Source organism: Actinophytocola xanthii, assembly GCF_001921205.1.
GTDB lineage: Bacteria > Actinomycetota > Actinomycetes > Mycobacteriales > Pseudonocardiaceae > Actinophytocola > Actinophytocola xanthii.
The window spans coordinates 29,700-52,606 of sequence record NZ_MSIE01000049.1; the positions used below are offsets into that span (position 1 = coordinate 29,700).

General features: G+C 71.3%; 15 protein-coding genes. 14 read left to right on the forward strand and 1 reads right to left on the reverse strand.

Annotation, left to right across the window (positions count from 1 at the left end):
• Positions 1-68 precede the first annotated feature (68 nt).
• The 4 genes from BU204_RS25395 to lanL are packed head-to-tail and all read left to right on the forward strand — an operon-like array spanning position 69 to position 7,243.
• Positions 69-1,745, forward strand: a complete 1,677-nt coding sequence (locus tag BU204_RS25395) for an ABC transporter ATP-binding protein (RefSeq protein ID WP_075128263.1) — start codon at positions 69-71, stop codon at positions 1,743-1,745.
• Positions 1,742-3,493 (forward strand): ABC transporter ATP-binding protein, encoded by a 1,752-nt coding sequence (locus tag BU204_RS40225; RefSeq protein ID WP_075128264.1) that lies wholly within the window; start codon positions 1,742-1,744, stop codon positions 3,491-3,493. Before BU204_RS25395 ends, BU204_RS40225 begins: the two co-directional genes overlap by 4 nt.
• Positions 3,494-3,516: 23 nt before the next feature.
• On the forward strand, positions 3,517-4,563 hold the full coding sequence (locus tag BU204_RS25405; protein WP_075128265.1) for a radical SAM protein: 1,047 nt from the start codon (positions 3,517-3,519) through the stop codon (positions 4,561-4,563).
• Positions 4,564-4,570: 7 nt separating this feature from the next.
• Complete coding sequence (gene lanL / locus BU204_RS25410) at positions 4,571-7,243, forward strand: class IV lanthionine synthetase LanL (RefSeq protein WP_075128266.1); 2,673 nt, start codon at positions 4,571-4,573, stop codon at positions 7,241-7,243.
• Here the strand turns inward: lanL and BU204_RS25415 are convergent.
• Positions 7,140-7,904, reverse strand: coding sequence for a LuxR C-terminal-related transcriptional regulator (locus tag BU204_RS25415; RefSeq protein WP_075128267.1), 765 nt, complete (start codon positions 7,902-7,904; stop codon positions 7,140-7,142). The two genes, lanL and BU204_RS25415, sit on opposite strands and share 104 nt — an antisense overlap.
• Before the next feature lie 292 nt (positions 7,905-8,196).
• On the opposite strand from BU204_RS25415, the gene BU204_RS25420 reads away from it, so the two are divergent.
• The 10 genes from BU204_RS25420 to BU204_RS25465 all read left to right on the forward strand — a co-directional run bounded on the left by BU204_RS25420 (position 8,197) and on the right by BU204_RS25465 (position 22,905).
• A complete protein-coding gene (locus BU204_RS25420; protein WP_075128268.1) occupies positions 8,197-10,956 on the forward strand; it encodes an AfsR/SARP family transcriptional regulator in 2,760 nt (919 codons plus the stop codon).
• The gene (locus tag BU204_RS25425) at positions 10,957-11,286 is read left to right on the forward strand and encodes a hypothetical protein (RefSeq protein ID WP_075128269.1); all 330 of its coding nucleotides are present in this window, start codon (positions 10,957-10,959) and stop codon (positions 11,284-11,286) included. It begins immediately after the preceding gene.
• A gap of 14 nt (positions 11,287-11,300) precedes the next feature.
• Positions 11,301-13,151, forward strand: a complete 1,851-nt coding sequence (locus BU204_RS25430) for a RiPP maturation radical SAM C-methyltransferase (protein WP_075128270.1) — start codon at positions 11,301-11,303, stop codon at positions 13,149-13,151.
• Positions 13,152-13,243: 92 nt separating this feature from the next.
• Positions 13,244-13,831 carry a DUF3558 family protein gene (locus tag BU204_RS25435; protein ID WP_158073509.1) on the forward strand — a complete coding sequence of 196 codons (588 nt, stop codon included), beginning with the start codon at positions 13,244-13,246 and terminating at the stop codon, positions 13,829-13,831.
• Between the two features lie 85 nt (positions 13,832-13,916).
• On the forward strand, positions 13,917-16,100 hold the full coding sequence (locus BU204_RS25440; protein WP_075128272.1) for a HEAT repeat domain-containing protein: 2,184 nt from the start codon (positions 13,917-13,919) through the stop codon (positions 16,098-16,100).
• 102 nt (positions 16,101-16,202) lie between these two features.
• Positions 16,203-17,405, forward strand: a complete 1,203-nt coding sequence (locus BU204_RS25445) for an MFS transporter (protein WP_075128273.1) — start codon at positions 16,203-16,205, stop codon at positions 17,403-17,405.
• A gap of 525 nt (positions 17,406-17,930) precedes the next feature.
• Positions 17,931-19,448, forward strand: coding sequence for a non-reducing end alpha-L-arabinofuranosidase family hydrolase (locus tag BU204_RS25450; RefSeq protein ID WP_075128274.1), 1,518 nt, complete (start codon positions 17,931-17,933; stop codon positions 19,446-19,448).
• Positions 19,449-19,552: 104 nt separating this feature from the next.
• On the forward strand, positions 19,553-20,545 hold the full coding sequence (locus BU204_RS25455) for a LacI family DNA-binding transcriptional regulator (RefSeq protein ID WP_075128308.1): 993 nt from the start codon (positions 19,553-19,555) through the stop codon (positions 20,543-20,545).
• A gap of 10 nt (positions 20,546-20,555) precedes the next feature.
• Entirely contained in the window at positions 20,556-21,899 is a 1,344-nt protein-coding gene (locus BU204_RS25460; RefSeq protein ID WP_075128275.1) for an extracellular solute-binding protein, read from the forward strand.
• A gap of 22 nt (positions 21,900-21,921) precedes the next feature.
• Positions 21,922-22,905 carry a carbohydrate ABC transporter permease gene (locus tag BU204_RS25465; RefSeq protein WP_198942999.1) on the forward strand — a complete coding sequence of 328 codons (984 nt, stop codon included), beginning with the start codon at positions 21,922-21,924 and terminating at the stop codon, positions 22,903-22,905.
• Positions 22,906-22,907: the final 2 nt, after the last annotated feature.

Genomic DNA, 22,907 nt, shown 5'->3' on the forward strand with positions numbered 1-22,907 from the left:
CGCTGGTCCCGGTCCGTCAGCCCGGCGGCGGGTTGGCGGACCGGACGGCGTCCACCGAAGGAGAGATCATGCCGACCGAACCCGCGCGGGCGCCCGTCGCGTCCACGGCCAAGCTGTGTGCGACGGTGGTCGTGGCCGGGTCGGCGCTGGTGCTCCCGGTCCTGTCGGCGCGCGCGGTCGACGTGATCCTCGCCGGCGGCACGCCCGGTCCCGCGCTGCTCGCCTTCGCCACCGTGCTGGTCGTGGCGACGCTCGCCGAGATGTGCGGCGAGGTGACCGGCGTCCTCGCCGAGACCGCGGTGCTCGGCCGGCTGCGGCACCGCCTGCTGGGGCACGTCTTCCGCCTCGGCGTGCCGGGTTCACGGCGCTACGGCGTCGGTGACCTGCTGACCCGGTTCACCGCCAACGCCGCCGCCATGGCCAGGGCCACGCCCTACCGCATCGAGGCGGCGGTCGGGATCGCGGCGGCCGTGGCCGGCTGGCTCGCACTGTGCGTGATCGACTGGCGGGCCGGCGTGGCCCTCGCCGCGGGGACCCTGCCGCTGGTGTTGCTGATCCGAACCCGGCTTCGCACGTCGACCAGCCGGTTCGCCGACTACCTCGACCGGCTGGCCAGCATCGCCGCACGGCTCACCGACGCGCTCACGGGGCGCCGGACGATCCGCGCGGCAGGCACGCTGGACCGCGAGGTGCGGCGGGTGCTGGCGCCGCTGCCCGCACTCGCCGCCGCCGGGCTCGCCACCTGGGAGGTCCGCCGGGCCGTCTCCTGGCAGCTCGGCCTCGCCCAGCACGGGCTCCGGATCCTGGTGCTCGTCATCGCCGGTCTGGGTGTCGCGACCGGCCGGCTCTCCCCCGGCGGTTTCCTCGCCGCGTCCCTGTACCTCACTGTCGCGCTCGGGTTCGTCCAGCAGCTCGACACCCTGCTCTTCCTCGCCGACGCCCGCGCCGGCGCGGACCGGGTCCACCAACTTCTCCGGGAGCAGCCTCGGTTCCGCGCCGGTGGCACCGGGACCCCGGCGCCGGGGCCCGGGTCGCTCGCCTTCCGCGGTGTGCGGGTCCGGATCGACGGGCGGACCGTCCTGGACGGGATCGACCTCGAGGTGCCGGCCGGCACGGTGCTGGCCGTGGTCGGCCGCTCCGGGAGCGGGAAGAGCACGCTCGGCCTGCTGGCCGGTCGACTCCTCGATCCCGACGACGGCGAGGTGTCGCTGGACGAGGTGCCGTTGCACACCATGGCGCCGGCCGAGGTGCGCACCGCCGTGGGCTACGCCTTCGAAAGGCCGGTCCTCCTCGGCGACACTCTCCGCGAGGCGATCGCCTTCGGCCGGCCGGTGCCCGACCGGTCCGCGCCGGAGCGCGCCTGCCGGCTGGCCCAGGCCGAGGACTTCGTTCGCCGGTTGCCGCACGGCCTCGACACGCTGCTGGCCGAGGCGCCGTTGTCGGGTGGAGAGTTGCAGCGGGTGGGGTTGGCGCGTGCGGTGGTCACACCACCTCGGGTGCTTGTGCTGGACGACGCGACGTCCGGCCTGGACACGGTTACCGAGGCCCGACTCACGACGGCCTTCACCGAGGCGCTGGCCGGTCGCACGCGGTTGGTCGTCGCGCACCGCGTGGCGACCGCGGCGCGTGCCGACCTGGTCGCCTGGCTCGACCGCGGCCGGGTGCGCGCGGTCGCGCCCCATTCGGTGCTGTGGACGACCGAACCCGACTACCGGGCCGTGTTCAGCGCCGGGGAACTGCCGTGACCGGCCGGGGGTGGCGCGCCGGCGCCGGGTACCGGCTGCTGGTCTCGGCGCTGCGGCGACAACGGCGCGGACTCGCATGGATCCTGCTGTGGTCGGTGCTGGAGTCGGTGCCGCCGTTGCTGTCCGGGCTGCTGGTGTCGGTGGCCATCGACGGCTTCCTCGCCGGGGACGTGGCGGGCGCGCTCGGCGCGCTCGGGTTGTTCCTCGGCGCCGCCGTGGTGGGGGCCCTCGCCACGAGACAGGTGTTTCCGTGGCTGGCCCGCGTGGTGGAGGCGGTCCGCGACTCGTTCGTCGTCGCGACCGTGACCGGGGCGCTCACCGACGCCGTCCAGTCATCCGGACCCTCGGACACTGCCGGCGTCGCCCGGCTGACCGAACACGTCCAGTCGGTTCGCGAGGTGCTGTTCGCCGTCCTGCGCATTGTCCGGCAGATCGCGTTCACCGTGGTGGCCGCGTTGATCGGGCTGTGCCTGCTGGCCCCGGTGGTCGCGCTGGGCACCGCGCTGGCGGTGGGCCTCGCGATGGCGGTGTTCCTCGTCCGCATGCCGAAGCTGGCCGCGACCCAGAAGACGGTCCTGCTGGCCGAGGAGAAGGTCGCCCGGCGCGCGGGTGCGGTGTTCGGCGGGATCCGGGACGTGGTCGCGTGCGGAGGGGAGCGCCAGGCCGCCGGCGATGTCGGTCGGGCGGTCAACGACCACGTACGACTGTCCAGAAGGCTGGCGGTGGCGACCTCGTCCCGGATGGTGGTCGTCTTCCTCGGCGGTCAGCTTCCGCTGCTGGCCCTGCTGGCGGCCGCACCGTGGCTGCTCGTCGGCGAGCACCTCAGCGTCGGCGAGCTCGTCGGGGCGGTCACCTACCTCACCGCGGGGCTCGAACCGGCACTGCGCAGGCTGCTGGAGGTGCTCGCGACCTGGGGACTGGAGATGGGGGTGAGCGTCGCCCGGCTCGGCGAGGGGTTCGCGCCGGGGGACGGGGCACGGCCGGCGACCGGTGGCGTGCCCGCGCCCGGCCGGATGAGCCTCACCGCGGAAGCTCTCACGTTCGCCTACTCCCCGCACGCCGCACCGGTGTGCCGCGACCTCGGCTTCCGGTTGGCCGAGGGCGAGCACCTCGCGGTCGTCGGCCCGAGCGGCACCGGCAAGTCCACGCTCGTGAGCCTGCTCGCCGGTCTCCTGCCACCCACGCGGGGTCGGGTACTGCTCGGCGACACCCCGCTCGGCGACATCGCGGACGGCGAACTGCGGCGGGTGATCGGCCTCATCCCGCAGGAGGCCTACGTCTTCGCGGGATCGCTGCGGGAGAACATCGGCTACCTGGCGCCGGGTGCGGGCGCCGGAGAGATCTCGGCGGCCGCGTCCGCCGTGGGTCTCGACGAGCTCGTCGCCCGGCTCGGCGGCCTGGACGTCACGCTCGGCCCCGAGGGTGCCGAGCTGTCCCACGGCGAGGCACAACTCGTCGCACTCGCCCGGGTCTACCTGTCGCCGGCCAGGATCGTGATCCTGGACGAGGCGACGTCCGCGCTCACGCCGGACGAGGAGGCGACCGCGGAGGCCGCGTTCACCGCCCGCGGCGGGACGCTCGTCGTGGTCGCCCACCGGATCAGCTCCGCCGTACGCGCCGGCCGTGTGCTCCTGCTCGACGGTGACACGGCGGTGATCGGCACGCACGACGAGCTGGTCCAGCTCTCGTCCACCTACGCGGACCTGGTCGGCCACTGGCGGCACGACGCCATGTCGGCCGCCACCTGAGTACTCATCCGGAGGGAATCTCCATGACGACGCCCGACCGCCCCGACTACATCGTCTGGGACATCACCTACGCGTGCCCGTTGCGGTGCGAGCACTGCTACTCCGAGTCGGGGCGACGACCGACCCGGCAGCTCGACCACGACGAGATCCTGCGGGTCGCGGACCGCATCATCGAGCTCGCACCGGCGGCGGTCGGCATGGCCGGCGGCGAAGCACTGGTGGTGCGGGGAGTCTTCGACATCATCGAGAGGATCATGGACGCAGGCATCGAAGTCCTCCTCTACACCGGCGGGTGGCCACTGCGGCCGCACATGATGGCCGACCTCCTGCGGCTACGGCCCCGGGTGCACGTGAGCGTGGACGGCGCGACCGCCGCCGTGCACGACCGCATCCGTGGCCGAGCCGGTTCGTTCGACCGGGCGATGGCCGCGCTGCGCCTGCTGGACGAGGCCAGCGAGGCGGCACGGCGGGATGGCGGCGAGCCGCTCGAGTTCGGCCTGGACGCCACGATCGTCCGCAGCAGCTACGACCAGCTCGACCTGTTCTGCACCGACATCGCCCCGCGGTTCCCGGAGCTGGGCTTCCTCGCGCTCAGCGCGGTCGTGCCCAGCGGGCTGGCCAACCGGGCCGGGTTCGTCGAGCACGAGGTGCTGAGCGACGAGCAGACCGCCTCGTTCACGACCGCCGCGCTGCGCGATCGGCTGCGGGCACTGACCCCAGCAGACGTGGAACTGTCCACATCGGATAACAAGGCGATGATGATGCACCCCGACCAGGTCGCCAACGGGAGCGCGTTCCGGGGAATCGCGGTCGAGCCGGACGGCGCGGTCCGCGCGATGTGCATTTACGAGGGCGTGGTGGGCAACCTGCTCGCGGACGAGCCGGCGGAGCTGTGGCAACGCGCGCGGGCGCGGTGGAGCGACCCGTTCGTGGCCGACACCCTCAGACCGGTTCGGAGCATGCGACAGTGGGCCGAGGCGGTCCGCCGGATCGACTACCACTTCGGCACCGACTCCGACCGCGCCCGGATCGACCGGCGACCCGCGTTCGCCGCGCCCGTGTCCGTGTGAGGCGAGCATGAGCGTCGACGACCTCCTGCTGACCGACTGCGCGGCCGCGGCGCTGGCCCGTGCGGACCTGCCGGGCTGGCGGCTCAACCTGGGCGACTTCTGGTGTTACGTCGAACCGGCCGCCGGCCGAACCCGTGCGCAGGGCTGGAAGCTCCACGTCTCGGCCACCCCGCTGTCCGCGCCGGCGGTGCTCGCCCGGTCGGCCGAGGTGCTGCTGGCGCACGGATGTCCGTTCAAGTTCGCCGCCGGACTCGCCCAGGTGGCGGAACTGGGACACCGCCAGGCGGACCGGGCCGGTGGCGGCAAGTTCCTCACCGCCTACCCCGACCGCGGCCCCTACGAGTTCCGCGAGCTGGCCGAGGCACTGCACCGGGCGACCGAAGGGCTGCCGGGGCCCGGCGTGCTCTCCGACCGCCGGTACCGGCCGGGCAGCCTGGTGCACTACCGGTTCGGCGCGTTCGGCGGCGTCCGAATGCTCGGCAACGACGGGGTGTACGAGTCGATGCTGGTACATCCCGACGGCAGCCTCGTGCAGGACCGGCGCACGGCGTGGTTCTCGCCGCCGTCATGGGCGCCACCGGACCCGTTCGGGCACACCCGCCCCGCCGCCACCCGCCGGTCCGTGCTGCTGAACGGCCGATATCTCGTTCGCGAGGTGATCCGGCACGCGTTCACCGGTGGAGTGTTCCGTGCCGTCGACCAGGAGACCGGCGCCGAGGTCATCGTCAAGCAGGCGCGTCCGCATGCCGGCGCCACCCTCGCCGGCACCGACGCCCTCGACCAACGGCGGCACGAGGCGGCGATGCTGGAGCTGTTCGCGGAGTCCGGGTACACGCCCCGGCTGCTTGACGTCTTCGAGCAGCAGGGTGAGGTGATGCTGGTGCTGGAGTCGGTGCCGGGAACCACGCTGCGGCAGTGGGTACGGGACCGGGGCGGGCGAGACGGCGTCCCCTGGCGGGAGACCGCGCTCGGGCTGGTAAACCTGTTGACGCTGGTGCACGGCAGAGGGCTGGTGGTCCGGGACTTCACCCCGAACAACATCATGGTCACCCCGGAGGGGGGCGTGCGGCTGGTCGATCTCGAACTGCTCGCGGAGCCGGGCACGTGCGTGGTGCGGGGCCACACACCCGGGTATGGCGCTCCGGAGCAGGTTCGGGCCGCCTCACCTGGTCCTGCCCCGTCGCCGGCAGCGGATCTGTTCAGCCTCGGTGCGACCTTGTTCTACCTGGCCAGCGGCGCGGACCCGGTGCTCTGCGCGGACGAGCCGCCGGCGCGGGCGATCGCGGAACGAGTCGGGAGCTGGCTGGGCCGCCTCGAGCGGGACAGCGTCGTCGCGCGCCGGCTCGCGCCGGTCGTCGTCGCCCTGATGCACGAGGAGCCGGACCGGCGCCCGGACCTGGCGGCCGTCCGCGACCATCTCACCCGTGCCGAACCGGCGGAACCGCTGCCGGTCAGCGGCTCACCGCCCCGGGCGATCGACGGCGACGCACTGGACCGGCTGATCACCGACGGCTTCGGCCACCTGCTCGACACGATGCGACCCGACGACTCCTCCGGACGGCTGTGGCCCTCCGGGGACTTCGGTGCCACGACCGACCCGCTGAACGTGCAGCACGGCGCCGCGGGGGTGCTCGGCGCACTGATCGCCGGCTGCCGCGCCGGTCTCGACCTGACCGACGCCGTCGCCGGGACCGCGGCGTGGATCGCCCGCCGGGCGCCGCGGGAGCCCCGCGTCCTCCCCGGGCTCCATTTCGGACGGTCCGGAACCGCCTGGGCCCTGCTGGATGCCGCGACGATCCTCGGCGACGAGGAGCTCGCGCGTACCGCCAGGGACCTCGCCAGCCGGGTACCGGTTCGCTGGCCCAACCCCGACGTCTGCCACGGGATGGCCGGTGCCGGGCTCACCCAGCTCCGCTTCTGGGAGGTCACCGGCGACGACGAGTTCCTGGCCAGGGCGCGAACCGTGGCCGAGAACCTGGCCGCCGCCGTCGGGCGGCACGACGACGGCGCGGTCCACTGGCCCATCCCCAGGGACTTCGAGTCCACCATGGCGGGCATGTCCCACCACGGGTTCGCCCACGGGACCGCCGGTGTCGGCACGTTCCTGCTCGCGATGGCCGAGCTCACCGACGAAAGCGCCTACCTCGACCTGGCCACGGCCGCCGCGGACACGCTGAGCGCGGCGGTACAGCGCGACCGCGGCGCGGCCTACTGGCCGAGCAGGGTGGGTGGCGGCCCACCGAAGACCAACTGGTGCAGTGGCTCCTCCGGCGTGGGGACGTTCCTGGCGCGGATGTGGCGCCACAGCCACGACGACCGGTACGGCGAGCTGGCCGGCGCCGCAGGGCTGGCGGTTCGGCGATCGAGGTGGCACGCCGGGCTTTCCCAGTGCCATGGCCTCGCCGGTGACGGTGACTTCCTGCTGGACCTGGCCGAGATCACCGGGGACGACCGTTACCGGGACTGGGCGGCCGAGCTCGCGGTGAGCTTCAGCGTGCGGGCCGCGTTGCGCCACGGACGCATGGTCGTGCCGGACGAGACCGGGATCGCGGTGGTCGCCGACTTCGGGACCGGCCTCAGCGGCGCATTGACATTCCTGCTGCGGCTGCGCGGTGGTGGCCTCCGTCCATGGCTGCCCGAGGTCCTGGCGAGCGACCGGGCGCCGGCGGCGTCCACGTAGGCGCGCGCCCGGCCGGGGCGTTCGGGTCGCGGCCGAGACCGGCCTCCCTGGCCAGCACGATCGCCTCGGCCCGGCTGCTCACCCGCAGCTTCGCGAAGATCGTGGAGATGTGGTTGCTGATCGTCTTGCCGGCGAGGTGGAGCTGCTGGGAGATCGCCGAGTTGGACGCACCCGCCGCCACCAGGTCCAGCACCTGCCGTTCCCGGGCGGTGAGGTGGGTGAACGTGGTTGCCGAACCCGACCCGGCGGGCCGGGTCAGCAGGCGGCCGAGCCGCGTGTGAATCCGTGAGCCGAACACCGTGCTGCCGGCGGCGACGGATCGGACGGCTCGGACGATCTCGGTGTCGTCCGCGTTCTTCAGCAGGTAGCCGCGGGCGCCGGCGTGCACCGCCGCGCACAGGGTGGCGTCCAGGTCCTGCCCGGTGAACACGAGCACGGCCACGCCGGGTGCTGCCTCGCGGAGCTCCTCGATGCCGGCGAACCCAGCCACCTGCGGGTCCAGCACCAGGACATCGGGCTGGCGGGCGACGGTTTCCCGTACGACGGCGGCGCCATCGTCGATCTCGCCGACCACCTCGATGTCGGGCTCGGCCGCCAGGACCGTGCGCAAGCCGTAGCGCAGGATCGGTTGGTCATCACACAACAGCACGGACAACGGCATGTGGTTCCCCCAGTACCTTCTTCGTGCTTCCTGTCAACGCCTGCCGGGTGGCGTCGCGGGAGGCACCCAGCACGGTCCCCACGCACGCTGCGGCCTGGCAACCGCGCGAGGACACCCCCGATCGTCCGACCGGCCCCTCCCCCGGCACACGACAGGCCCCCATACTGGCTACGGGGCCTGGACAGGTCGCTGGAGCACACGCTGGACCAGACCCTTCCCGGAGGCGGGACAGCGTCTTCCGGGTGCGGTACCAGGAGCGCTAGGTTGGCCCAGTCCTCAGGAGGGGGCGTCCATGACGGGCAGGCACGGGACAGGCCAGCTGCGTTTCGAGGTACTCGGTCCCCTGCAGGTCCTCCGCGACGGTACTCCCGTGGAGTTCGGTCGTCCGCAGCAGCGGGTCGTGCTCGCCGCGCTCCTCCTGAACGCCAACCGCCCACTCGGCAGGGACCGGTTCGTGCATGCGGTCTGGGGTCCGGCGGTCCCCGAGTACGCGGTCAACCTGCTCCAGAAGCACGTCTCCGGGCTGCGCCGCCTGTTGGCGCCGCCCGGTGCCGACCTCGCCAGGTACGACAGGGTGACGTGGACCGACGCCGGATACGTGTGCGCCGTGCGGCCGGGCGAACTGGACCTGGACGACTTCGACCGGGAGGTCGAGCGTGCCGCGGGCGCACGGGCCCGCGGCGACTCGCGAACAGCGTCCCGGGCGTTGCGTGACGCGCTGGCACTGTGGCGTGGGCCGTTGTGCGCGGGGCTCACCGCTCCGTTCCTGGACGCGTACCGGGACCAGCTCGCCGAGCGGCACGTCGGTGTGCTGGAGGATCGGATCGAGCTCGAGCTGACCTTCGGCGACCGCGCGGACCTGGTGCCCGAACTGCGGGCGCTGGTCGCCGAACACCCCCTGCGGGAGCGGCTGCACGAGTTGCTCATGCTGGCCCTCTACCGGTCGCAGCGCCAGGCCGAGGCGCTGGCCGCCTACCACGACCTGCGCCGGCACCTCCTGGAGGAACTGGGCATCGAGCCCACCGACCGGCTGCAGCGGCTCCAACGGCGGTTGTTGTCCGCCGACCCCGCGCTCATTCCCGCCGCCGCGGCCGAACGGCCCGCCATGCCGGAGCCCGACGGCCGGCCCCGCATGGCGGCCCCGGCCGTACCCGCCCAGCTGCCGCACCGGATCCGGCACTTCGTCGGTCGCCGGGACGAGCTGGCCCGGCTGCGCGACCTCACCCGCGGCGACCGGCGGGCCTCGCTCGTCACGATCACTGGCACGGCCGGGGTCGGCAAGACGACCCTTGCCCTGCATCAGGCCCACCAGGTGCGCGGCCAGTTTCCCGACGGACAGCTCTACGTGAACCTGCGCGGCTTCGACGGTAGCGGGACCCAAGTTGAGGCGGGCGACGCGCTCATGGGGTTCCTCGACGCGCTGGGGGTGCCGTCCCACCAGGTGCCGACACAGCTGGACCTGCGGGCCGCGCTGTTCCGCAGCGTGCTGCACGACCGCCGGGTGTTGCTGGTGCTCGACAACGCCGCGACCGCCGAACAGGTGCGACCGCTGGTGCCCGCGTCCGACGGGTGTCTGGTGATCGTCACAAGCCGCAACTCGCTCATCGGGCTGGTGGCCGTCGACGGGGCCGAAAGGGTGCACCTCGACCTGTTCGACGCGACGGAGGCACGCCAGCTGCTGACCACCCGCCTCGGCGCCGACCGGTTGACCGCCGAGCCGGACGCCGTCGAGGAGATGCTCATCTCGTGCGCCGGCCTTCCCCTGGCGCTCGGCATCGTCGCCGCGCGGGCGGCCTGCCACGCAAGCTTCCCACTCGCGGTGCTCGCCGGGCAGCTGCCGGCGCACCAGGGTGAGCTCGACGCGTTCCGCGGCGACGACGAGTCCACCGACCTGCGTGCCGTCATCTCCTGGTCCTACCGGGTACTGGCACCCGACCCGGCCCGGCTGTTCCGCCTCATGGGCGTCCACCCGGGACCGAGCATCACGGTCGCCGCGGCGGCGAGCCTGCTGGGCGAGAGCCTTTCCAGTGCCGCCGCGGCGTTGACCGCGCTTGCCACAGCCAACCTGGTCGACGAGCGCAGTCCCGGCCGCTACGGCTTCCACGACCTCCTGCGCGCGTTCGCCAGCGACGAGGCACAGGTTGCGGAGTCCGAAGCAGACCGACGGTCGGCGCTGCATCGAGTGCTGTTCCACTACGTGCGAACCGCCCAGTGCGCCGACCTGCTCATCAACCCGAGCCGTGAGCCGCTGGTTCCGGTGCCGCCGGTACCGGGTGCCGTTGCGGTGGACCACGAGGACGAGACGTCAGCGCTCACCTGGTTCAGCGCCGAGCTGCCGGTACTACTGGCCATTGTCGACCTGCCACGACGAGTCCGGTCCGATCCGGACACCAGCCTCCTGCTCTGGGGGCTCGAGACGTTCCTGGATCGTCGGGGTTACTGGCACGAACGCCAGTATGACGACGGATATGCCGGCTACCAACAGGTTCTGGCGTACGTCGGTCAGTCGGGTGACCGAGGCGGAGAGGCGCGCACCCACATCCACCTGGCCTGGGTGTTGGAGCGGCAGGGCAAGCACCGGCCCGCGCTGGCGCACGCCCAGCAGGCCCTGGCGCTGTTCACCGCGATGGACAACAAGATCGGCCTCGCGGAGTCGCTCAACGCGGTCGGCTGGTGCCACATCCAGCTTGGAGAGCCCGAGCCAGCCGTCGACCACTGCATGCGGGCGTTGCGCCTGCACCGGGTGACCGGCCACCGCGACGGCGAAGCGCACACGCTGGACAGTCTGGGCTACGCATACCAAAGGCTCGGCCAGCACGACAAGGCGGTGCTGTACTACGGCCGCGCCGTGGATCTCTGGCGAGAGCTGGATGTCCCGTGTTACGAGGCGGACACACTGACCCGCATCGGAGACGCGCACCACGCCCGCGGGAGCCTCGGCTCAGCACAGGACGCGTGGCGCCAGGCCCTGTTGTTGTTCGAGCGGTTCGGTCACCCGGCCGCCGCCGAGATCAAGTCAAAAATGGACGCTGAGACGAGTGGAGGTACGTAGATGCCCGAGGTGCGGATAACGCAGAAGGACATCGACAGTCTCGGCAGGAAGCTCGACCAGCTGGCACCGGAGCTCACCGAGCGCGAGCAGGCACTGCTGGCGTTCGTGTTCAGCGTCGCGGCCGACGTGATCCAGCGCTCCAGGAGCGGCCCTGTTCTCTCTGCCGCGGCGAAGCAGGACCAGCCGGTCGTGGTGACCTCGGAGACGACGGCATCCTCGGTCCACGAGCAGTTCGCCAGTGCCTTCACCCCGGCGAGGTCGATGGCGAAACCGGTGCTCGGCAGAATCGGTCCCGGCAGCATCGGACCGGCCCCGACCCCCCAGGACTGATCGGACCGCTGGCTATGCTCTCCACGCCCGAACAGCGTCACGACTGTCCCGTCGTGCTGGTTTCGATGCCGTTCATGGAAGTCTACCGCCCGTCGATCCAACTAGGACTGCTCAAGGCGATCGGGGTGACCAGCGGGTTCCCCGTCCACACACTGCACGCCAACCTGGACTTCGCGGCCCGCATCGGGGTGGAGCACTACCGGTTGCTGACCGAGCAACGCGGACAGCAGCTCGGTGACTGGTTGTTCTCGCTCGCCGCCTTCGGTGACCTGGCGCCCGATCCCGGTTCGTACTGGGTGGACGGCTTCGCCCGTAGGCTGGCGACGACCGGCCGCCCCCAAGCCGAACTGCGGGAGTGGCTGCTGCGGATCAGGAACGTCGAGGTACCCGCCTACCTCGACTCCCTGCTGGACCCGGTGCTCCGACACAAGCCGAGGCTCGTCGGGTTCACCTCGACCTTTCAGCAGAACGCGGCGTCGTTCGCACTGGCCCGGCGGATCAAGAGCCGGTACCCGGAGATCACCATGGTTTTCGGCGGCGCGAACTTCGACGGCGAAATGGGGGTGGAACACGTTCGCGCGGTCGACGTCGTCGACGTCGCGGTCATCGGGGAAGGGGACGTGGCCTTTCCGATGCTGTTGGACGCCGTGGCCGCCGGAGCCGATCCCGGTTCGGTGCCCGGCACCGCGAGCCGAGCCGACGACGGCGTCCGCCGCACAGCGCCACGCCCGTTGTCGCACAAGCTCGACGAGCTGCCGGTGCCGGACTACGACGAGTACTTCGAGCGGGCCGAGCGGCTCGACCTGCTGGACCGGACCGACCGCCCGGAGATCTGGCTCCCGTTCGAGTCGGCGCGCGGTTGTTGGTGGGGCGAGAAACACCATTGCACGTTCTGTGGCCTGAACGGAACGTCGATGCGGTTCCGCTCCAAGTCCGCCCAGCGCGTGTTCGACGAGCTCGCGCACCAGGCCCGGCGGTACGGAGGGTTTCGTTTCGCCGCCGTGGACAACATTCTCGACCTCGCCTATCTGCGGACATTGATCCCCATGCTTCTCGGCACGGACTACGAGCTCTTCTACGAGGTCAAGGCCAACCTCACGCGTGCCCAGGTCCGGTTGCTGGCGCAGGGCGGGGTGCGCCGGCTGCAGCCGGGACTGGAGTCGCTGAGCTCGCACGTGCTCCAGCTCATGCGCAAGGGGGTGACGGCAGGACAGAACGTCAACCTGCTCCGGTGGGCCCGCTACTACGGCATCCACGTCCAGTGGAACCTGCTGTGGGGCTTTCCCGGGGAGACCGAGCAGGACTACGCGGAGCAGGCGGCCGTGCTGCCGCACCTGGTTCACCTGCAACCGCCGGAAGGCGCGACCCGAGTCTGGTTGGAGCGGTTCAGCCCGCTGTTCACCGAGCCGGACCTGATGGCCGTGCGGTCCCGGGCACCCGAGGCCACCTACCGAGCGGTCTACCCGAAGGACGTCGACCTGGACCGGGTCGCCTACTTCTTCGAGTACACCCAGGCCGACCAGCTACCCGACCGGGTCTACGACCAGCTGGCCCATGCGGCGGCCCAGTGGATGGAAGCGGAACCGGCCAACCTCACGTACCGGTCGGCTCCCGGCCTGCTCCAGATCGAGGACACCAGACCGGGCCGCGCGGGCGTGTACCGTTTCGAGGACACGATCGCCGACATTTACGTTGCCTGCAGCGAACGGCCCCTGTCCGCGCGAGCGGTGCGGGACAAGCTACGACTGACCACCGAGGAGCCCACGATCCAGGCCGTCTTCGACGAGTTCGCCCAGCGCGGCCTGATGTTCCTCGACGGTCGCCGCGCTCTCGCGCTCGCCCTCCCCGCCGTCCCGGGCCGTTGACCCGACGGTCTGCCCTGTGTTGCGGGCGAAAAGTCAAGTACGGTCGGATGGGCACCGTCGGCGAACCGGGGGTAATCGGCTTGTCTGCGAAGATGGCGATCTGCGTTGTCGTAGCCGGTGTGCTGGCCGGATGCACGTCGGCTCCGTCGGAGGAGAGCACGGCACCGACCACCACGGCACCTATCACCACATCGTCTCCCGCCGTGTCAGCACTGACACCACTGCCTTCCACGCCGCCGCCGATCGCCCGGCCGCTGGACGCGAGTCGGTACGCCACCGAGGGCACGGTGTGTGACCTCCTGACCGACGACCAGGCCGTCGAGCTCGGTCTGCGGGGCACCGCGAACCCGTACAACGCGAACGACGGGAGCATGCTGACCTGCAGCCGGAACGGCTTCGACACCGACCGGGACGTCGAGTACAACTTCTGGCCCGACTCCGACGTGTTCGCGGCGCAGTTCGGCGACCGGAGGCGGCAGGGCGGTGACGACGCACACCTCGTGGACGTCGCGGGCCAGCCTGCCGTCGTGAACGGGAACGATCCCCAGCCGGCCTGTCTGGTGACCCTCGGGCTCGCGGAGCGCCAGGGTGTCGAGGTCCTGGCCAGTGACGGGAAGAACCGCGCGTGTGCGCTGGCGATGGCGGTGGCGGAGCGGATGGTGCGCAACACCACCGGGTAGGTCCCGACAGCACGCGTGACGACGGAGACGACCGCGCTTTCGCCGTGCGGGGAGTACTGAACGCGATGCCGTAAGGTCTGCCGGCGTGCTGGAGACGCTGGATTCGGTGCCGTGGGCCGAACTCGACCTCGCGGGGGTATCCGAGGAGACGCTACCCGAGCTGTTGCGCACCATGGCCGGTCCGGACGACGAGGCCGCGGTCGCCGCGTTCCACGACGTGCGGTGGGAGGTCCTGCACCAGGGCACGGTCTATGCGGCAACCCCTGCCGTCGTGCCCTTTCTCGTCGAGGTGCTCGAGGTGGTGGGGCCGGTGTTGCGGGGTGCGGTCGTCGAGTTCCTCGGGGACCTGGCACACACCGTGGAGCTCGACCCGGACGAGGACCTCCGCGTCGAGGTGCGGGCCGCCGTCACCGCCGAGGTGGACCGGCTGCTGCCCATGCTCGCCGACGACGACCCGTGGTTGCGGTACGTCGCCGCCTACGCGGTGTCCGGGTGTCCGGACCGGGCAGCGGACGTCCTGGCCGTGCTGGGCCGGCGCTGGCAGGACGAGCCGGACCCGCGGGTGCGGGCAGGCCTCGTCATCGCCGCCGCGACCCTGGACCGGCGCACCGACCTGGTCAAGGACGGCCTCGGCACGCGCCAACCGCCGGTGGTGCGGGCCGCGGCGGTGCTGGCCGCCGTCCGGACCGGGCGGCGGTGGCCGGGTGCCAAGGCGGTCGCGGCCGTCCGCGCCGCGTGGCGGGACGGCGACCCGTTCGCCGGCGCCGAGTGGGACGGCGATGGCCGGTGGCGCCCGCCGGACTGGTACCCGGAGGCGATGGCCGACCTCCTCGACAGCCTCCCACCCACCGACCAGCCGCCGATTCTCGCGGCGTTGCTGCACTCCGCCGACCCCGTCGTGCGCGAGCGGGCGCTGTTCCACGCCGGCATGGCCATCGGCACCCGGCGGTCGTTGCGAAAGTCGTTGCCGCCACTGCTCGTTCCCGCGCTCGCCGACCCCGAACCGGCGGTCCGGCTCGCGGCCGCCGACGCCATCCGGCGGGCAGGCCGGGCGGTCGCGCCGCTGGCGGACACGTTGGCGGACCTGGCCGACCGCGACGACGAGGCCGCCGGGCAGGCGGTCGCCGCGCTGGTCGAGCTCGGCGACCCGCGGGCCGCTGACCTGGTGCCCCGCCACCTCCGCGGCGGGACCGCCGCCGGTGACATCGGTGTCGCACTGGCCAACGCGGGCGCGCCGGCGACGGACACCCTGCTCTCCGCCGTGCGCCACCGACTCGCCGCGTTGGCCGGCGGAGCCGAGCAGCGGTTCCGGGTGACCCACGAGTTCTACCGGGCGTTCCACATCTCCGAGATCACGGCTCTCCTGCGGCTCGTGCGGGCCTGGGGGCCGGCCGCCGCGGCCGCGGCGCCGGAGCTCATCGGCCTGATCCGGGCGGAGCAGGCGGTCCGTGATGCGACGGCGGCGCTCGCGGCGATGGGTCCGGCCGCCGCCGACGTGGTCCCCGAGCTGCCGACGTTCACCCCGGGGTTCCTCGAGCGGCGGGGGAACAACGAGGTCCGGCTGGCCGTGGCCCGGGCACGCTGGTGCCTGGGAGGCGAGGCCGGTCCCGCCGTCGACGAGGCGTGGCTGCACGTGGCCCGCGGCGGCTACGCCCCCGGCGGAATCGCGTTGCTGAAGGAGATCGGCGAGCCGGCGCACGTGCTGGCGCCCAGGATGCGGCGGGCCCGGGACCACTGGCTGGCGCAGGAGGAGATGGAGGACCGCGGCGAATGCGTCAGCGTCGCCCGCCTGCTGTGGGAGTGGACGGGCGACCCCGAGGAAGCCCGCCCCACGACACGCGTCATGCTGGCCGACATCGACCCGGACCTGATCCCCTACGACCAGTTCGAGGCCGCGATCCTCGCCGTCGAGCTCGGCGAACCGGATGCCGTGCCGACGCTGCTCGGCATGCTGGAACCGGACGACCGGTCGTTCCTCCAGGTGATGAGCGCGCACCGGGTGCTCTGGCGGCGGACCGGCAACCCCGAACCGTTCCTGAGCTACGTGCGCACCAGACTCGGCGCCGACCAGCCGCCCAACACCACGAGCTGGCCGCTGATCCTCGACCTGCTCGCCGAACTGGGCCCGGCCGCGGCTCCACTCCACCCGACGCTGCGCTCGTTCGCCATCCGCGACGAGCAGGTCACGGCCTACACCCACGGCGACACCCCCGGCATCGCCGACGAACAGGTCCGCACCGCCATCCAGGCCGCGGCCGGCGGCTCCTGATCAACCTCCGCCAGAGCGGGAACACCCACGGACTCGACAGCGAGTCCGTCCTCAGTGGAACCAAGCGGATCGGCATGGTGACCGCCGGGGGCGGGCACGGCGATGGCTGAGGGATCGTTCCGACGACTGCTGGCCGCCACCGCCCTGTCCGACACCGCCCAGGGCGTGTTCACGATGGCGAGCGTGCTCACAGCCGCCGGCGCGGCGGGATCGGCCTGGCTGGTGGCGGCCGTGACCGCGGCGGCGACCCTGCCGTGGCTGGTGCTCGGTATCCCGATCGGCATGGTCGTCGACTCGGTGAGCCGGCGGTGGACCCTGGCCGCGGCGAGCCTCGGCCGCGCGGCGTTGATGCTGCTGCTCGGCTGGCTGCTGCTGGCCGGGAACGCACCGGCGTGGCTGCTGCTGGCGGCGGTGTTCCTGGTCGGAGCGCTCCAGGTGATGCTGGAGACCTCGGCCGAGGCCGTGCTGCCGGGGATCGTCGAGCGAACCGGGCTCACCCGCGCGAACGGGCAGCTGGCGGTCGCGACCCGGGTGACGAACCAGTTCGTCGGACCCGCGGCGGCCGGGGTGCTCTTCGGACTGTCCGCCGCGCTGCCCTACCTGATCTCGGCGGCGGCGTGCCTGGTCGCGGTGGTGCTGCAGGTCGCGGTCGTTCCCACCCGCACCGCGGCGCCCGGCGGGCCGGCGAGGTTCGGCGCCGGGATCCGCGCGATCGCCCGGGACCCGGTGCTGCGGACGCTGGTGACCGTGAGCGGGGTGACCACGCTCGCCAACGCCGCCTTCCTGACGGCGCTGGTTCCCTATGCCGTCGCGCCCGGGCCGTTGATGCTCAGCAGCGCCGCGTACGGCGTCACGGTCAGCGTCATCGGCGTCGGGGCGGCCGTCGGGTCGCTGCTCACCGCCCGGCTGGCGGCGCTCGTCGGGCGTGCTCGCGTGCTGTGGCTGTCCCGGGTGGGCTGGGCGCTGCTGTTCACCTCCCCACTGGTCACCGGCGGGTGGGTGTTCATGCTGCTCGCCGGGGCGGGCAGCATCCTGGGCGGCATGTGGGCGGTGATGGCCCTGACCGTCCGCCAGACGACCGTGCCGCGCGAGCTGCTCGGCCAGGTCGCCGGCGCCACCCGCAGCCTCACCTACGGCGCAACGCCGATCGGCGCGGCCCTGGGCGGAGCGCTGACCGCGGCGGGAGGCGCGTCCTCGGTGTTCCTGAGCGCGGCGGCGATCACGCTGCTGCTGATCGTCCCGCTGCGCCGGTCGCTGTCCGAGCGCAGGCTGCGGGCCGCGGAGGACCGGGTGAGCACCGGATGAACGGCAAACCCTGGCACCTCGACGCACCACAAGGGACGGTTCCCGAGCACATACGCTCCCCTGGTCGCGTTGCCCCGTCTCGGCCCGTGGCGCGTAATTTCGCCGGCAAAGCACTCGATCAATGCGTCCGGGAAACGATCACGCCTCGCCATTCTCCCGACCAGGGACGCGGCAACTCCCTCTTGAAGGTTCGGAAACAATCTGGCAACCTGCAAGGAAGCGGCGATGTTGTCCGAAACTTCCGATGTCGTTTTGGTGCGTGCCCGTCGCGTAAGCGTGGATGTTAACGCTAACATTCACCTAACTGATTACCGCTGTCGCTTCGACAAGGAGCTGCGATGAGGCCCGACGCGATTCTGTGCAGGTCCGGCAGCATGGCAAACCGCTTCCGCTGACGGAGCACGACGAGCGCGCCCGCCTCACCCATCGGAGCAGGGCCGGATCCCCACCACAACCAGCAGGCTGGGAGCGCTCCCAAGAACGCGTCTCGGGCCTTGGCGGCCCCGGAACCCGAAGGAGAACACCATGAGTCGGATGGGCCAGGCCCCACCACCCACCGCGCCACCGTTTCGCAGGCGCCGTGCTCGCCGCATCGGGCGGGCACGCGCGCTGATCACCCTGCTCGTGACCGTCCTCGTCGCTCCCGCCGCCGCCGCGCTCAACGCCGGTGCGGCGTCGGCGGCGACCGTCGACACGACCGCGTGGTACGTGCTGGTCAACCGCAACAGCGGCAAGGCCATGGACATCGCCAACACGTCCACCAGCGACGGGGCGATCGCCCAGCAGTGGGCTCGCCACGACGGAGCCAACCAGCAGTGGCAGTTCGTGGACTCCGGTGGCGGCTACTACCGGCTGAAGTCGAAGAACTCCGGCAAGGTTCTCGACGTGAACAACTTCTCCACCGCCGACGGGGGGAAGGTCCAGCAATGGACGGACCTCAACGGAACCAACCAGCAGTTCCGTCTCGCCGACTCCGACGGCGGCTACGTCCGGCTGATCAACCGCAACAGCGGCAAGGCCGTGGAGGTGACCGGCGCGTCGACCACGGACGGAGCAGCCGTCCTCCAGTACACCGACCTGAACGGGTCCAACCAGCAGTGGCAGCTCGTCCGCGTGACCGACAGCAATCCCGGCGCGTGCTCGCTTCCCTCGACATACCGCTGGACCTCGACCGGATCGCTGGCGAACCCGAGGCAGGGGTGGGTCTCGCTCAAGGACTTCACCCACGTCGTCCACAACGGCAAGCACCTGGTCTACGCGACGACGCACGACACGGGAACAAGCTGGGGCTCGATGAACTTCACGCCGTTCACGAACTGGTCGGACATGGCCTCGGCCGGCCAGAACGCGATGAACCCCGGTGCTGTCGCGTCCACGCTGCTCTACTTCGCGCCGAAGAACATCTGGGTGCTCGCCTACCAGTGGGGTCCGACCGCGTTCAGCTACCGGACCTCGACCGACCCCACCAACGCCAACGGGTGGTCCGCGGCCCAGCCCCTGTTCACCGGAAGCATCTCCGGCTCCAACACGGGCCCCATCGACCAGACGCTCATCGGTGACGGTACGAACATGTACCTGTTCTTCGCCGGGGACAACGGCAAGATCTACCGCGCCAGCATGCCGATCGGGAACTTCCCCGGCAACTTCGGCTCGTCGTACACGACGATCATGAGCGACTCGACGAACAACCTGTTCGAGGGGGTCGAGGTCTACAAGGTCAAGGACCAGAACCAGTACCTGATGCTCGTCGAGGCGATCGGCAGCAACGGGCGTTACTTCCGGTCGTTCACCTCCAGCAGCCTGAACGGCTCGTGGACGCCGCAGGCCGCCACCGAGAGCAACCCCTTCGCCGGCAAGGCCAACAGCGGCGCGACCTGGACAAACGACATCAGCCACGGCGACCTGATCCGCAGCAACCCCGACCAGACCAAGACCATCGACCCCTGCAACCTGCAGTTGCTCTACCAGGGACGCAGTCCCAACTCCGGCGGCGACTACGGCCTCCTGCCCTATCGCCCGGGTCTGCTGACACTACAACGCTAGAACACGTCCGCGTCCGACACGGACGACCCGACCTTGACGATTGACGATCGCCGGGCCACAGTTAGGCGAACGTTCGCTCTCGCTGGGGAGGGTCGTCCGTGTACGTGTCGCTCAAGGATGTCGCGGCGCGTTCCGGCGTGAGCTTCCAGACTGCGAGCAAGGTCCTCAACGGCAACTCCGGGGTGGTCTCACCCAGCACCCGGGAGCGCATCCTGCGAGCCGCGGCAGACCTCGGCTACGTGCCCAACGCGATGGCCCGGGGTCTGGTCCGGCAGGCCTCGGTCACGATCGGGGTGCTGGCGGACGACTTCTCCGATCTCGCGGTCTCGCAGTTCGTGTTGGCCGCTCAGCGGGCCGCGGCCAGCCGTGGCCACGGCGCCCTCATCAGCAGCGTGCACGCCGATGTCGACGCCGACCTGGCCGTTCGCAAGCTCCTGGAGTACCGCGTCGACGGCATCCTGGTGGCGGCACCGTCACTGGAGGACGATCCGAGGCTCGGCGCGGCGCTGCGCGGCCCGCTACCCGTGGTCAGCATCAACCGGATCCATGGCCGTCGGGTTCCGGTGGTCGGGTCCGACCACGCGGTCACCGGCACCCTGGCCGCCGAGCACCTACTCGGCCTCGGGCACCGTCGGATCGGCACGGTCACCGGACCGCGGCGACGACAGGTGGTGCAGCGCCGGATGCACGGGTTCCGGGAGGCGTTGCGCGCCGCGGGCGAACCGCTGCCCGAACAGCGGGTCGTCGAGGCGGACTGGAGCTTCGAGAGCGGCCGGGCCGCGGCACACCAGTTGCTGGACACCGATCCGACGGTCACGGCCGTCTTCGCACACAACGACGTCATCGCCGTGGGCGCGCTCAAGGCGTTGCACGAGCGTGGCCTGCGGCTACCCGACAACTGTTCCGTCGTGGGCTGCGACGACCTGTCCTTCGCCGAGTACCTCGTCCCGCCGCTGACCACTGTGCGCATCCCGTTCCAGGAGACCGGCGAACGGGCGGCAACCCTGCTCCTCGACCGCATCGGAGGGCGGCAGATCCGCGCACGCGACCTGCTGCCCGTGGAACTCGTCGTCCGTGCGTCCACCTCGTCCCCCTAGGACGGTGACAATGAACAGCCCTCCCGTTCCCCGATCCGCGCTCACCCGGCGCGACCTGCTCCGCGCCACCGTGCTGGGGGCCGGCGCCATGGCCATCAGCGGTTGCTCCTCGATCGGCGCCGGTCTGCTCGCCACACCTCCCGCCTCCGGCACCGTGACGTACTGGAACCTCTTCGGTGGTGGCGACGGCATCCGCATGCGTGAGATGGAGGACGGGTACCGCAAGGCGAACCCGGACATCGAGCTGCGGACCGCCACCTTCATGTGGGGCAACCCGTACTACACGAAGTTGGCACTGTCCACCGTCGGCGGCCGGCCGCCCGACGTCGCGGCATCGCACCTGACCCGGATGAAGACCCTGGTCCTGGGAAACCTGCTGCAGGAGCTGCGCCCCGAGGACCTGGAACGACACGGCATCACCGCCGAGAAGTTCAACCGGAAGGCGTGGGAGGCCGGCCTGGTCGACGGGAAGTGCTATGCGATCCCGATCGACACCCATCCGTTCGTGCTGTTCTACAACACGAAGATCTGCGAGCAGGCCGGTCTACTCGACGCCGAGGGCAACCTCGCACCGATCGAGGGTCCGGACGCGTTCGAGAACGCCCTGAGCAGGGTCAAGCAGGTCACCGGCCGGTACGGTGCCACCCACGGCATCACCTCCCCTTCCTCGGCGCCGTGGCGGCTGTTCCAGACCCTGTACGCCCAACTGGGCGGCGAGGTGCTGGCCGACGACGGCGCACGGGTCGTACTCGACGACACCAAGGCGAAGCAGGTACTCGACTACCTGCGGATGCTCACCGTCGAGAAGCGACTGATGCCGGGCAGCGTGGACTACCAGGGCGCGATCGCGCTGTTCGCCAGCGGCGCGGCCGGGTTCCACCTCAACGGCGAATGGGAGATCTCGACGTTCCAGGACGCGAAGATGCCGTTCAGCATGACGCTGGTGCCCAACGTCTTCGGCGGACCGTACGTGGTACAGGCCGACTCGCACACTCTCGTGCTGCCGGTACGGCCGGAGCCGGACCCGGCCGCACTCGACCGCTCGATCGGTTTCGTCCGGTCCATGCTCGACCAGAGCCTCACCTGGGCGCAGGGCGGCCATGTGCCGACGTGGCAGCCGGTCGCCACCAGCGATGCGTACCAGAAGCTCACCCCGCAGTCCCAGTACGCGGCGGCCGCCACCGCCGCCGTCTACGACCCGCCCGGCTGGTATTCCGGCTCGGGGTCGAACTTCGAGACCGTCATGGGCTCCGCGGTCGGCGCCGTCGAGGCCGGCGACCTGTCGCCCGAGGAAGCGATCGCGCAACTCCGTTCCAAGCTGGCCGTTCTGGCTGCCACCGCGTCACCGGTGTGAGCGACAAACGAGGAGGTTGGCCGTGGCCAGCACCGACATCACCGGCCGAGCCGGGACAGTCGCCCCCGCGCGGCCCGAACCCCGCGGGGGCCGGCACGCTCGGACGCCGAAAAAGCCGAGGCGCGAGAACCGCCTGACCGGACACGGTCGGCCCGCGCTGCTGTTCCTCGCGCCGTTCCTCGCGCTGTACCTGCTGTTCATCGTCGGACCGGCCATCTACGGCCTGGTGATGAGCTTGTTCAACACCAGCATGGTCGCTCCGGGCCTCGGCGAGTTCGCCGGCTTGGACAACTACGCCGAGGCGCTGTCGAGCAACGACTTCTGGTCGTCGCTGTGGCACACCATCTGGTTCACGATCCTCACCACGCCGCCGCTCGTCGCGCTCGGCCTGGTGTTCGCGCTGCTCGCCGAGCGAGCGCGCCGGGCGCGGTGGTTCTTCCGACTGGCGTTCTTCTTACCCTACGTTCTGCCGTCGGCGGTGGTCGCGCTCATCTGGATCTGGATGTACACCCCGGAACTCGGTCTGCTCAGCCGAGCGGTGACGTCGCTGGGGTTCGCCGAACCCGACTGGCTCGGCAACCCGGACTTCGCGATGGTCTCACTGGCTATCACGACCGTGTGGTGGACACTCGGGTTCAACTTCGTGCTGTACCTCGCGGGTCTGCAGGAGATCCCGCGTGAGCTGTACGAGGCCTCGGCCATCGACGGTGCGGGACCCTGGCAACAGATCCGCCTGATCACGGTGCCGCTGCTCGCCCGCACCACCTCGCTGGTGGTGGTGCTGCAGGTCATCGCCTCGCTGAAGGTGTTCGACCAGATGTACATCATGACCCAGGGCGGTCCGAACTTCGCGACCCGCTCGGTCCTGCAGTACGTGTTCGACGTCGGGTTCACCGACCTCCGCAGTGGCGCCGCCGCGGCCGCGTCCACCTTGTTCTTCGTCGTCGTGCTCGCGGTGTCGACCATCTGGCTCGTCATGACCCGCCGCCAGGAACCGGAGCTGTAGAC